11 protein-coding genes are annotated in these 12,563 nt (G+C 37.6%); 8 read left to right on the plus strand and 3 right to left on the minus strand.

What is annotated here, in order from left to right; translation table 11 throughout:
* Positions 1-31 precede the first annotated feature (31 nt).
* Positions 32-2,443 (plus strand): alpha-ketoacid dehydrogenase subunit alpha/beta, encoded by a 2,412-nt coding sequence (locus ABXZ36_RS08635; RefSeq protein WP_354615108.1) that lies wholly within the window; start codon positions 32-34, stop codon positions 2,441-2,443.
* Positions 2,444-2,639: 196 nt separating this feature from the next.
* Positions 2,640-3,017, plus strand: coding sequence for a DoxX family protein (locus ABXZ36_RS08640; RefSeq protein ID WP_354615109.1), 378 nt, complete (start codon positions 2,640-2,642; stop codon positions 3,015-3,017).
* Here ABXZ36_RS08640 and holA read toward each other — a convergent pair whose 3' ends face one another.
* Positions 3,018-4,019 carry a DNA polymerase III subunit delta gene (gene holA / locus ABXZ36_RS08645; protein ID WP_354615110.1) on the minus strand — a complete coding sequence of 334 codons (1,002 nt, stop codon included), beginning with the start codon at positions 4,017-4,019 and terminating at the stop codon, positions 3,018-3,020.
* 26 nt (positions 4,020-4,045) lie between these two features.
* On the opposite strand from holA, the gene ABXZ36_RS08650 reads away from it, so the two are divergent.
* The 3 genes from ABXZ36_RS08650 (at position 4,046) to ABXZ36_RS08660 (ending at position 6,546) form a co-directional block, all read left to right on the plus strand.
* Positions 4,046-4,492: a type I restriction enzyme HsdR N-terminal domain-containing protein gene (locus ABXZ36_RS08650; protein ID WP_354615111.1), complete on the plus strand. Its 447-nt coding sequence runs from the start codon at positions 4,046-4,048 to the stop codon at positions 4,490-4,492.
* Between the two features lie 101 nt (positions 4,493-4,593).
* Positions 4,594-5,598: a glycosyltransferase gene (locus tag ABXZ36_RS08655; protein ID WP_354615112.1), complete on the plus strand. Its 1,005-nt coding sequence runs from the start codon at positions 4,594-4,596 to the stop codon at positions 5,596-5,598.
* Positions 5,599-5,697: 99 nt separating this feature from the next.
* On the plus strand, positions 5,698-6,546 hold the full coding sequence (locus ABXZ36_RS08660; RefSeq protein ID WP_354615113.1) for an OmpA family protein: 849 nt from the start codon (positions 5,698-5,700) through the stop codon (positions 6,544-6,546).
* A 97-nt stretch (positions 6,547-6,643) separates the two neighbouring features.
* Here ABXZ36_RS08660 and ABXZ36_RS08665 read toward each other — a convergent pair whose 3' ends face one another.
* Both ABXZ36_RS08665 and ABXZ36_RS08670 read right to left on the minus strand, forming a co-directional pair.
* Positions 6,644-7,264, minus strand: coding sequence for an L-threonylcarbamoyladenylate synthase (locus ABXZ36_RS08665; RefSeq protein WP_354615114.1), 621 nt, complete (start codon positions 7,262-7,264; stop codon positions 6,644-6,646).
* 17 nt (positions 7,265-7,281) lie between these two features.
* Positions 7,282-9,606: an ATP-dependent helicase gene (locus tag ABXZ36_RS08670; protein WP_354615115.1), complete on the minus strand. Its 2,325-nt coding sequence runs from the start codon at positions 9,604-9,606 to the stop codon at positions 7,282-7,284.
* Between the two features lie 137 nt (positions 9,607-9,743).
* Here ABXZ36_RS08670 and ABXZ36_RS08675 point away from each other — a divergent pair, with 137 nt between their 5' ends.
* From ABXZ36_RS08675 to ABXZ36_RS08685, 3 genes are all read left to right on the plus strand, one after another.
* The gene (locus tag ABXZ36_RS08675) at positions 9,744-10,286 is read left to right on the plus strand and encodes a DsrE family protein (RefSeq protein WP_354615116.1); all 543 of its coding nucleotides are present in this window, start codon (positions 9,744-9,746) and stop codon (positions 10,284-10,286) included.
* A 10-nt stretch (positions 10,287-10,296) separates the two neighbouring features.
* Positions 10,297-11,580, plus strand: coding sequence for an amidohydrolase (locus ABXZ36_RS08680; protein ID WP_354615117.1), 1,284 nt, complete (start codon positions 10,297-10,299; stop codon positions 11,578-11,580).
* A 62-nt stretch (positions 11,581-11,642) separates the two neighbouring features.
* Positions 11,643-12,419, plus strand: coding sequence for a hypothetical protein (locus ABXZ36_RS08685; protein ID WP_354615118.1), 777 nt, complete (start codon positions 11,643-11,645; stop codon positions 12,417-12,419).
* Positions 12,420-12,563: the final 144 nt, after the last annotated feature.

The following is a 12,563-nucleotide window of genomic DNA, read 5'->3' on the forward strand; positions in this document are numbered from 1 at the left end:
TGATATTTTTGTGCAAAATCATAACCCAGTAATGAAAGTAGACTCAAAAACTAGCAATGATATTTCTTTTGAAGATTTTAAGAATCAAATCTTACACGATTATCAAATAGCAGTACTTAGTAGAGAATGCAGTATTCTTGGAAGAAGGGAAGTTTTGACCGGCAAAGCCAAGTTTGGAATCTTTGGGGATGGCAAGGAGCTCCCTCAACTGGCCATGGCCCGTTCCTTTGAGGATGGTGATTTTAGAAGTGGGTATTACAGGGATCAAACGTTCATGATGGCTTTGAATCTCTTAACCCCTAAGGCATTTTTTCATGGCCTTTATGCCACTACAGATATTGAAAAAGAACCCATGAGTGCCGGAAGACAGATGGGGGGACATTTTACAACCCATAGTTTAAATGCCGATGGCACATGGAAAGACCTAACAGCACAAAAAAATAGTAGTGCTGACGTATCGCCTACAGCCGCTCAAATGCCTAGACTTTTGGGGTTGGCTCAAGCTTCAAAAATTTATAGAAACGTTAAAGGAATAGATACTACTAATTTTTCTAAAAACGGGAATGAAGTAGCTTGGGGTACTATAGGTAACGCCAGTACTAGTGAAGGACACTTTTTTGAGACCATCAATGCTGCGGGCGTTTTGCAGGTACCCATGGTAATAAGTGTTTGGGACGATAAATATGGAATATCGGTTCCTGCCAAGCACCAGACAACAAAAGAAAACATTTCCGAAATTCTTAAAGGTTTTCAAAGAGATGAGGATAACAAAGGATACGAAATTTTAAAAGTCAATGGTTGGGACTATACAGCACTAATACATGCGTATGAGAATGCTGCGGACATAGCCAGAGAAGAACACGTACCCGTTCTTATTCATGTTAAAGAGCTAACTCAACCACAGGGTCACTCAACTTCTGGATCACATGAACGTTACAAAAGTGAGGACCGATTAGCTTGGGAAGCAGAAAATGACTGTAACAAGCGTTTTAGAGAATGGATCCTTGAAAATAATATTACTAATGAGGAAGAATTGCTAGCCATTGAGAAATCTGCTATAAAAGAGGTCCGAACGGCCAAAAAAGAAGCGTGGGAAGAATTTTTGGCTCCTCATAAAAAAACAAAAAAAGTACTTTTAACTTTATTGGAAAACGTTGCACATAGCAGCCCTAACAAAACCTTTATCACCAAAATTATTAACGATCTTATAGCTATTGAAGAACCTTCCAAAAAGGATTTAACCTCAAAGGCTAGAAAGACCCTGCGATATCTTATTGGGGAAAATTCTACACCCAAAACAGAATTGTTACAATGGATTGAAAAATTCATACAGAACACCCAGACAAATTACAGTTCACATCTATATAGTGAACTTCCTAATAATGCTATCAATGTAAAAGAAATTAAGCCTACCTATAGTCCCCAACCTGAAAAAGTGGACGGTCGGGTTATTCTTAGGGACAATTTTGATAAGTTGTTCGAGGCGTATCCAGAGGCTTTGATCTTTGGAGAAGACAGCGGGGCCATTGGAGATGTTAACCAAGGTTTAGAAGGCCTTCAAAAAAAATATGGTGAACTTCGTGTAGCCGATGTGGGTATTCGTGAGGCCACTATAATTGGTCAAGGAATTGGGCTTGCCATGAGAGGGTTGAGACCAATTGCTGAAATTCAATACTTGGATTATCTGTTGTACGGACTTCAATTGCTTAGCGATGATCTCGCTACCCTGCACTACAGAACTGTTGGCAAACAAAAAGCACCACTTATTGTTAGAACCCGTGGACACAGATTGGAAGGTATTTGGCATTCTGGTTCACAAATGGGCGCATTAATCCATCTACTAAGGGGTATGTACATTCTAGTGCCTAGGAATATGACTAAGGCAGCCGGTTTTTACAATACCTTAATGAAAAGTGATGAGCCTGGTCTTATCATAGAGAGTTTAAATGGATACCGCTTAAAAGAAGCTATTCCAAATAATCTCGGTGAACTGTGCACCCCTATTGGCATTGTAGAGACTGTTAAAGAAGGTTCGGACATGACCATAGTTTCATATGGTTCTACATTAAGAATTGTACTTCAAGTTGCAAATGAGCTAAATGAGGTGGGAATTGATGTGGAAGTAATAGATGCACAAAGTCTGTTGCCTTTTGATATTCATCATGATGTCCTTAAAAGCGTTCAAAAAACTAGTCGATTATTGGTAATCGATGAGGATGTCCCAGGCGGTTGCTCAGCCTATTTAATTCAGGAAATAGTAGAAAAACAAGGTGCCTATCAATTTTTAGATAGTGCTCCTCAAACCATAACATCAAAAGCACATAGGCCAGCATATGCCACAGATGGAGATTATTTTTCAAAACCAAATGCCGAGGATATGTTTGAAAAAATCTATAGCATCATGCATGAAAGTAATCCCGCTGATTTTCCAAAATTGAGATAGCTTATCTGATACTAAATTAGTTTGGCATATCTAATCTATTTTAGAGGACAAATTTTCTTCTTAAAAATTGAATATAGAATTGTGTTCAAAACATAAAATGTTCTTATAATTGCAATTGCCTGAACAATCATTTTTTGTTAGGAGTACCATTTAAAAATAAATCTATACTTTTATACAACTCAAATCTTAATTTAAAATGAAAAGTTCCCTTACCACAGATTTAGGATTGTTGCTTTTGCGTATTGTGCCGTCCGCGATGATGCTTACTCATGGATATCCAAAATTTCAAAAATTGTTGAGTGGTGATTTTGAGTTCGCGGACCCCATTGGCCTCGGTGTAGCTCCCTCTCTATTTTTAACGGTTATTGCTGAATTTATTTGCCCCGTGCTTATTATCGTAGGGTTTAAAACTAGGTGGGCTGCCTTACCACCTGCAATCGCTATGTTCGTCGCCACCTTTATTGTTCATATTTCGGATGCTTTGGGTAGAAAAGAATTGGCTATTATGTACCTGGGCTTTTTTGCAATAATAATGTTATTGGGACCTGGGAAATATAGTGCAGATAGGAAATAATTATATTATTTTAACTAAGAGTTCTTTTAGGAGATCAGCCTGAGAAAGATTGGCACCACCAACCCCTTTTCCCTTAAGATCCATTTCCCTCAAATAGGATATTACCTGACTTACCTTTTTCATGGGGTAGTTTTTAGCTGCTATTTGATATTCCTGCACAAAATAAGGGTTGATCCCCAAAGTACTCGCTACACTTCTTGGAGAATGATCAGACATCCCATGATATTGTAGTAATTGGGAGAAAAAATTATGCAATAAAGTCACGGTGACCACAAATGGATTATCCTTGGGATTTTGCGCAAAATAATGGATAATGCGGGTAGCTTTAAGAATATCTCGCTCTCCTATTGCCTTTTTAAGCTCAAAATTATTAAAATCTTTACTTATCCCTATATGCTCCTCAATGGCTGCCGGTGTAATTTCAACATTCTTTGGGAGGACCAATTGTAGTTTCTCCAGTTCATTGTTTATTTTACTTAAATCGGTACCTAAATATTCCACTAATAAAATGGCAGCCTTGGGAGATATAGAATACCCTTTTCCTTGAAGCACCATTTTTATCCACTCCGAAACCTGGTTGTCATACAGCTTTTTACTTTCAAATAAAACCCCGGTTTTTTGTATGCTTTTGTATATTTTTTTTCGCTTGTCTAGTTTTCCGTATTTGTAACAAAATACTAAAACCGTAGAAGGCTGTGGATTGTCTGCATAACTTACTAGACTTTCTATGGAGCGCGATAGGTGTTGGGCTTCTTTTACAATGATCACCTGCTTGTCCGACATCATAGGATATCGTTTTGCATTACCAACAATCTCTTCTATAGTTACCTCTTTTCCATACAGCACCATTTGGTTAAACCCCCTTTCTTCCTCAGTAAGTACGTTTTTTTCAATATACTCGGCTATCTTATCTATATAATAGGGCTCCTCCCCCATTAAAAAATAAATGGATTTTATATTTCCGCTTTTAATATCCGAGACTATCTGTTTTACTTCCTTCATCCAAAAAAATTCATCAAATTTGCCCTATGCAACCACTGAACTTTCCAGCATACAACTTTCGCTTCAAAAATAGCGAAAATAAAGTTCAGATATTTGATGTTATCCGCAAAAAATTTGTGGTATTACAGCCCGAGGAATGGGTAAGACAACATGTGGTGCACCATCTTATCTCCGACAAAAATTACCCGAAAAGTCTCATAAACGTAGAAAAGCAAGTGAAACTGAACAATATGATTAAGAGATACGACGTGGTAGTTTATAATTCTGATGCTTCCATTGAAATTTTAGTAGAATGTAAAGCGCCAGAAATAAAGATTTCACAACTAACATTTGATCAAATTGCGCGCTATAACATGGAGTTGAAAGCCAATTACTTGATGGTTACCAATGGACAGGACCACTATTATTGCAAAATGGACTTAGAAAAAGAAAAATATACTTTTTTACAGCATATTCCTGATTTTAGCCGTTAATTTGTGAGCTTTGGAAAGTACCAGTAATTGGTGGGCAATCTGTTGGATTGTCATATAACTTAAATAAATAAGGTGCCGCAAAAGGATCGGCATGGACATGAATGTCAAGAATAGCAATTGTCATACTTAACTGGAACGGAGAATCCTTATTGGATCAATTCCTCCCCTCTATTACACAATTTTCTGCAGGAGCGGATATTTATGTAGCAGATAATGCCTCTACAGACAATTCCATTGCCTTTATCAAAGAACACTATCCAGAAATAAGAATAATCCAAAACCATACTAACGGAGGTTACGCAAAGGGTTATAATGATGCCTTAAAATTCATAGATTCTGAAATTCTTTGTTTACTTAATTCGGATGTGGAAGTTTCCCAAAACTGGCTAGAACCTATTCTAAAGACCTTTGAAGAATTCCCCGAAGCTGCAATCATTCAGCCAAAAATTTTGGACTTAAATAATAAGGACTATTTTGAATATGCTGGAGCTGCTGGGGGTTTTATAGACCAACTGGGATATCCTTTCTGTAGGGGACGTATCTTTCAGGCATTGGAAAGAGACACACATCAATATGATGACATCAAGGAGATATTCTGGGCTACAGGCGCCTGTATGTTCATAAAAAATAAGGTTTTTCATGAATTAGGTGGGTTTGATGAGGATTATTTTGCTCATCAGGAGGAAGTTGACCTTTGTTGGAGAGCAAAAAATAAAGGATATAAGGTATATTATGTGGGCACGTCCCATGTTTTTCATTTGGGAGGATCTACTTTGAGTAATATGAACCCTAAAAAGACCTATTTAAATTTTAGAAATTCCTTATTCTCCATTACCAAAAATTTGCCAAGAAAAAAGGCCATCCCAATTATCTTCTTTCGACTACTATTAGACGGTATAGCTGGTTTTCGTTTTATCTTTCAATTGAAATTTCAACATTGTTGGGCCATTTTAAGGGCACATCTAAGTTTTTATAGACAATTTGGTAAAATGTATAAAAAGCGGGAAAAAAATAATTTTATTAATAAATACTACGCTACGAGATCTATTGTATGGTCGCATTTCGTATATCAAGTAAGAAAATTTAACACTTTAGTAAAAAATTAACTAAATGCCCTACCCAAGCGCTAGGTTTTTATATAATTTTGACCTAATTCAAGAGAACAAAATATTAATAAAACGAAACAAAAAAATAAAGTAAAAATTATGAGAAAAATACTAGTAGGATTTTTAGGGGTAGCATTATTGTTATCTTCATGTGTATCACAAAAGAAGTACTCCGATTTAGAGTCAAAGCAGAAAGAAACTCAAGATCTTTTGAACTCTGCTACGGTTAAATTAAATGGATGTTTAGAGGAAAAAGCTTCTGCGACTTCAAGGATGAAAACGTTGGAAGACCAAAATGCTTTCCTTAAAGCAAACAACCAAGATTTAATTAACAACATGGGTAACCTTACTACATTAACGAGCAAAGGTGCCGATAACTTAGAAAAATCTTTGGAAAGTCTTAAAGAAAAAGACCTTACCATTAGAAAATTGAATGACGCTATCACAAGAAGAGATTCTGTAAACTTGTCTCTAGTACAAAGTTTAAAAGGTGTTCTTGGCAACTTGGATGATGAGGATATTGAGATTAGTGTTGAAAAAGGTGTTGTTTTTGTTTCTATTTCTGATAAATTATTGTTTAGCAGTGGTAGCTATAACATAACTTCTAGAGCTAAAGAAGTTTTGGGTAAAGTTGCTAAAGTAGTGAACAACAAACCAGATTTCGAATTTATGGTTGAAGGTCACACAGATACAGTGCCTTACAGCGGTGGAGTTTTATTGGACAACTGGGATCTAAGTGTTAAGAGAGCAACAGCTGTTGTTCGTATCTTACAAAAAGATTTTGGTGTTAATCCAGCACGTATGACTGCAGCAGGTAGAAGTGAGTATGTTCCTGTATCTTCTACAGATAAGGCTAAAAACAGAAGAACAAGAATTGTAGTTCTTCCTAAAATTGACCAATTCTATAGTATGATCGAAGAAGGGATGAAAGATCCTAAGATCAACTAAGAATTAATTTAATGCATATTAGAAAAGCCGCAACTTACAGTTGCGGCTTTTCTTTATGTCTTAAAATCATCAAATAAAATGAGCTTGATTTTGAAGTTTATAGAATGTCCAAGCTTCCCTTTCCTTCTCTTATTACTACAGGTTCACCTTCAGACAAGTCTACAATAGTAGAGGCTACGTTATCCCCATAACCACCATCAATAACTATATCTACCAAGTTATCCCATTTTTCTAAAATCAATTCAGGATCTGTAGTATATTCTAACAGCTCGTCTTCATCACGGATAGAAGTAGATACAATAGGATTGCCAAGTTCCACGACCAAAGCTTTGGCTATGGAATTGTCTGGCACCCTGATTCCTACAGTCTTCTTCTTTTTAAACTCCTTTGGAAGGTTGTTATTGCCCGGAAGGATAAAGGTATAAGGCCCAGGTAGTGCCCTTTTTAAGATTTTAAAAGTGGCCGTGTCTATTTGACGCACATAATCCGATAAGTTACTAAGGTCGGCACAAATAAAAGAGAAGTTGGCTTTATCTAATTTAATGCCCTTGATTCTGGCTATTTTTTCTAGGGCCCTAGTATTGGTTATGTCACAACCCAATCCATAAACCGTATCCGTTGGGTAAATGACCAAGCCTCCTTTTCTAAGGACATCAACAACTTTTTTGATTTCCTTGGGGTTGGGATTTTCTGGATAAATTTTTATAAATTCTGCCATCGTACTATATTCTCATGTTATGACAGGATCTCCAATTTTGCAAAACGGAGCAAAAGCTTCTTAACATCTCCCTTATCAAATTTTATTTCTGCCTTTTTATCATTGCCCATGCCTTCTATTTTTAGAACGGTTCCCCTTCCAAAACGAGAATGGTTCACCAAGGATCCTTCTGCCAAATTGGGATCTACTTCATTGGTGTTGCCAACGGGTGTGGCCAATTCTGGCTTTAGTTTTCGCAACTTCCTAAGTTGGTTCTCGTTCGGCGTATAACTTGTTGGGGGCGTACTAGATTGTGGTTTTACCTGTCTTAGTTTGCTCTTGTCCACATCCCCAAAAATATCAGCATTGATAAAGGATTTATACCGATAGTTATCCACGGGAGTTAGGTTCTCCACATATTGTTCATCTATCTCCTCCAAAAACCTACTAGGTTCAGCGTCTACTAGTTTTCCCCACCGATATCTACTTTGCGTATAGGTCAGGTAGGCCTGTTTCTCAGCTCTTGTTAATGCTACGTAGAACAAACGCCTCTCTTCCTCTAGTTCACTTCTGGTGTTCATACTCATGGCCGATGGAAAAAGGTCCTCTTCCATTCCAACAATATAAACATACGGAAACTCCAAACCTTTTGCCATATGTACGGTCATCAGCGCTACCCTATCTTCATCTGCGGTGTCCTTATCTAAATCTGTTGCCAGAGCAACATCTTCCATAAATTCCCCTAGGTTTCCCATGGCGTCGGCGATTTCTTTTTGACCTTCCACGAAATCCTTCATTCCGTTAAGCAGTTCCTCAATGTTTTCCATTTTGGCAATACCCTCTGGTGTACCATCCTTTTTAAACTCCAACAGCAGTCCAGTCTTTTTGCTTACGTGTTCGGCAATCGCAAAAGCATCGTAAGTCTCGTTGGTGATTTGAAAACTCTTGATCATCATAACAAAATCCTCCAATTTGCGTCTGGTTCCTGAATTGATCTTAAGATCAATTTTATCCAGGTTTTCCATGACCTCAAAAATAGAACGACCGTAGTGGTTGGCGGCCACTAATAACTTATCCATGGTGCTCTGGCCTATTCCCCTAGCTGGGAAATTAATGATCCGTTTCAGAGCTTCTTCGTCCTTTGGGTTTAAAACCAACCTCAAATAAGAAAGCACGTCTTTAATCTCCTTACGTTGATAAAATGAAAGTCCTCCATAAATCCTGTAAGGAATATCACGTTTTCGTAACCCGTCCTCTATGGAACGAGATTGGGAATTAGTCCTGTAAAGTACGGCAAAGCTGCCATTTAGCAACTGTTCTTGCATGCGGTGTTCAAAGATGGATTCTGCAACAAACCTTCCTTCCTCCGCATCGGTGGTGCTTCGGTGCAATTTTATCATGGATCCATCATCATTGGCCGTCCAAACAACTTTTTCGAGTTGTTTGGTGTTTTTTGCAATGATAGAATTGGCTGCATTTACGATATTCCTTGTGGAGCGGTAATTCTGCTCTAACCGATACATCGCCACATTTTCATAATCTTTTTGAAAGTTCAGGATGTTGTCAATATTAGCACCTCGGAAAGAATAGATACTCTGGGCATCGTCCCCTACCACGCAAATATTCTGGAATCTATCCGAAAGAGCCTTTACTATTAAGTATTGAGAATGGTTCGTATCCTGGTACTCATCTACCAAAATATATTTAAACCTATTTTGATACTTCATTAAGACCTCGGGAAATCTGGTAAGCAATTCATTTGTCTTCAACAACAGGTCATCAAAATCCATTGCCCCCGCCTTAAAGCAACGATCAACATAGTTTTTATATATTTCCCCTGTTCGTGGACGTTTCGCCATGGCATCAGCCTCTACCAAATCAGGATTGTTGAAATAAGCCTTAACGGTAATCAGACTATTCTTATAAGAAGATATCCTATTCTGTACTTGTTTGTATTTATATATATCTTTATCCAATCCCATTTCCTTAATAATGGAGGCGATTAGTCGTTGGGAATCTTGCGTATCATATATCGTAAAATTACTTGGATATCCCAATTTATCAGCTTCAAAACGCAAGAGCTTTGCAAAAACGGAATGAAACGTTCCCATCCATAGATTTTTAGCCTCGGAACTCCCTACAATTTTAGCAATTCGTTTTTTCATTTCGCGTGCCGCTTTATTTGTAAAAGTCAAGGCTAAAATATTGAAGGCATCAACTCCTTGATCCATTAAATAAGCGATACGGTATGTTAATACCCTTGTTTTTCCAGAACCGGCACCAGCAATTACCATTAATGCACCATCCTTGTGCAGAACTGGCGCTTTTTGAGCCTCATTCAGAACTTTTAAATATTTTTCCAATGTGTTTTGGTTTAAATCCTAAGGAATTGTGAAATTAACCATAAATAACTTTATCCTAAAATCATCCTTTAATTATTATGAACATTAACAAGGTGTTTTCTGATTTTTAAATATATTTAGGCTTTGAAGATCCTCCCATGAAAAAAATATTGGTTTCAGCATTATTTATAATGCTTTTCATATCACACAACACCTTCGCCCAAACTAAAAACACTGGACCAATTATTGAGGAGTTTGGCAAAGTCTTTCGGGTAGAAAATCCAGATGTTAAGATAGATATTAACAAGGAATTCAAAGTAGTCTTTGAAGTAACTTCTAGCCCTGAAGACCTAGGCGAACTTAATCTGGCCATAGAAACGGTTGCAAGATTTTTAAATATGCATGCTCAATCCGGGGTTCCCCCCCATCAATTAAAAGTGGCTCTAGTAATTCACAACAAAGCGACCAAAGACCTTATAAATGATAGCGCTTACCAAAAAAGATATCAAATAGAAAATCCAAATTCAAAATTGGTAAAGTCCCTATTGGATGAAGGTGTACAGGTCATTATTTGTGGGCAATCTATTGTTTCAAGAGGATTCGATAAAACCGAACTGATTCCTGAGGTTCAAATTTCACTTTCTGCTATGACGGCCTTGATACAGCTCAACGGAGAAGGCTATACAATTCTAAAATTATAAATATAACCATATGAAAAACAAAGCATTTTTAGGGCTTATCCTGCTTGGGGCAGTTGCTTCCGCACAAGGGCCTAATTTGGACGCCCAGTTCAAGTCCGTTGAAAACAAGGTAATCGAATGGAGAAGGGATTTCCATCAACATCCAGAATTAGGAAATCGTGAGTTTAAAACTGCAGAAAAAATAGCAAAACATTTAAAATCTTTGGGTATTGAAGTGCAAACTGGAGTTGCCCATACTGGAGTTGTGGGAATTTTAAGAGGAAACTCTCCAGGAAAAGTAGTAGCTCTGCGTGCAGATATTGATGCATTACCAGTTTCTGAACGAAATGATTTACCTTTTAAATCCAATGTCATTACGGAGTACGATGGAGAAAAAGTAGGTGTTATGCATGCCTGCGGACATGACACACATACCGCCATATTAATGGGGGTGGCAGAAATACTTTCCAAAAATAAAGATCAGATTAAAGGTACGGTAAAGTTTATTTTTCAACCAGCAGAAGAGGGATCACCAGAGGGTGAAGAAGGTGGCGCTGCCTTGATGATCAAAGAAGGGGTTTTGGAAAACCCTAAAGTAGATGCTATTTTTGGATTACATATTAATTCACAAACACCGGTAGGAACTATCCGCTATAAATCTGGTGGGACTATGGCAGCATCCCAACGTTTTGTTATTGATGTAAAGGGTAAACAAAGTCATGGTTCGCAGCCATGGTCTGGCGTAGATCCTATATTGATCAGTGCAAAAATTATCGATGGTCTACAAACCATCATAAGTAGAGAGGTAAACCTAACCAATGAAGCTGCTGTCATCACTGTGGGAAAGATCACTAGTGGAGTGCGATTCAATATCATTCCGGAAAGTGCAGAAATGATTGGTACTATCCGCACCCTAGATTATGATATGCAAAAAATCATCAATGATCGTATGAAAGAAATGGTGCCCGCAATTGCCAAAGCATTTAAGGGTGAAGCAACGATTACCATTGATAGCGGCACAGCAATCACTTATAATGACCCTGAATTGGTAGTTCAAATGTTACCAACCATGCAACGTGTTGCCGGTACAGAGAAGGTGCTTACGCAAAAAGCGATCACAGGAGCAGAAGATTTCTCCTTTTTCCAAGAAAAAGTACCTGGATTTTACTTTTTTTTAGGCGGGATGACACCAGGCACAACTGAGTCCTTTCCGCACCACACACCAGACTTTAGAATAGATGACAGTGGAATGCTTTTAGGAGTTAAGACCCTTACTCAAATGAGTTTGGATTATCTTAATGCAGCTACAAAATAAAATTTATAATATTGGAAATAGGCGTTACTTTTGTAGCGCCTATTTTTAAATTAATTATCTAAATGAATAAAATCTACATCGCCTTATTAATTTTTTTATCCACAACATATTCCCTTACCGCACAAAACAAAAAGGAGCTTCGAGCAGAAATTGAAAGTCTGCAAGAAACCTTATCAACTACCCAGTCGGCACTTTCAGAATCAAGAACAAAGGAAAATATAAGTCTAGCACGGGCTGAATCTTTCGAGACGCAAATGGAGGACCTTAAGCTTACCAATGCTCAATTATTAAATAACATGAGTACATTTATGGAGGCCTCTACCCAGAAAACTGAAAATATAGGTCGTGCACTGGAAAGTCTCAGGGAAAAAGAGGAAAAATTAATGACCATTAACGAAACACTAAAAGCGAACGATTCCACCGCACTGCTTCTTTTGACAGATTTAAAAAAGGCTTTAGGCGAAGAGGCCGCTATTACTGTGGAAAACGGGGCTGTAACCTTACTATTGGACAAGGTGCTTTTATTTGGACCTAATGTCTCTAACACCAAGCTTACCATAGACGCTACTCCCATGATTAAAAAATTGGCTGCCGTTCTTAAGGCTCACAGATCTATGTTTATCTCGGTGGAAGGCAATACCAACTTAGGTGCGCGTTTGGATTTAGCCACACAACGGGCAGGAGCACTAGTTGATGTATTCACCACTACACATCAAATTGTACCAGAAAGAATACGTGCTATAGGTAAAATTAGTTCAGCAGAGACTCTTTTTGTCAAAATCCACCCTTATTTTGATTCCTTTTATTTGATGGTGCGTAGTGATATGAAGCAAAAATAAAAGCGTGCTTCATTAAAGTAATGTTCTTCTTTTTACTAAATAAAATAATAATTAAATAGGCATCTGAATCACAAAATAGACCATAGACTTTACTATTATTGCTGTAAGAAAAGACCAAAATATTACAGATGCTTATGTTTTTCA

Source organism: Sediminicola arcticus, from assembly GCF_040566695.1.
Lineage (GTDB): Bacteria > Bacteroidota > Bacteroidia > Flavobacteriales > Flavobacteriaceae > Sediminicola > Sediminicola arcticus.

Bases quoted from the DNA above. Each gene is read 5' to 3' on its own strand.
- ABXZ36_RS08635 (WP_354615108.1), top strand. From the start codon at position 32: ATGAAAGTAGACTCAAAAACTAGCAATGATATTTCTTTTGAAGATTTT.
- ABXZ36_RS08640 (WP_354615109.1), top strand. From the start codon at position 2,640: ATGAAAAGTTCCCTTACCACAGATTTAGGATTGTTGCTTTTGCGTATT.
- holA (WP_354615110.1), bottom strand. From the start codon at position 4,019: ATGAAGGAAGTAAAACAGATAGTCTCGGATATTAAAAGCGGAAATATA.
- ABXZ36_RS08650 (WP_354615111.1), top strand. From the start codon at position 4,046: ATGCAACCACTGAACTTTCCAGCATACAACTTTCGCTTCAAAAATAGC.
- ABXZ36_RS08655 (WP_354615112.1), top strand. From the start codon at position 4,594: ATGTCAAGAATAGCAATTGTCATACTTAACTGGAACGGAGAATCCTTA.
- ABXZ36_RS08660 (WP_354615113.1), top strand. From the start codon at position 5,698: ATGAGAAAAATACTAGTAGGATTTTTAGGGGTAGCATTATTGTTATCT.
- ABXZ36_RS08665 (WP_354615114.1), bottom strand. From the start codon at position 7,264: ATGGCAGAATTTATAAAAATTTATCCAGAAAATCCCAACCCCAAGGAA.
- ABXZ36_RS08675 (WP_354615116.1), top strand. From the start codon at position 9,744: ATGAAAAAAATATTGGTTTCAGCATTATTTATAATGCTTTTCATATCA.
- ABXZ36_RS08680 (WP_354615117.1), top strand. From the start codon at position 10,297: ATGAAAAACAAAGCATTTTTAGGGCTTATCCTGCTTGGGGCAGTTGCT.
- ABXZ36_RS08685 (WP_354615118.1), top strand. From the start codon at position 11,643: ATGAATAAAATCTACATCGCCTTATTAATTTTTTTATCCACAACATAT.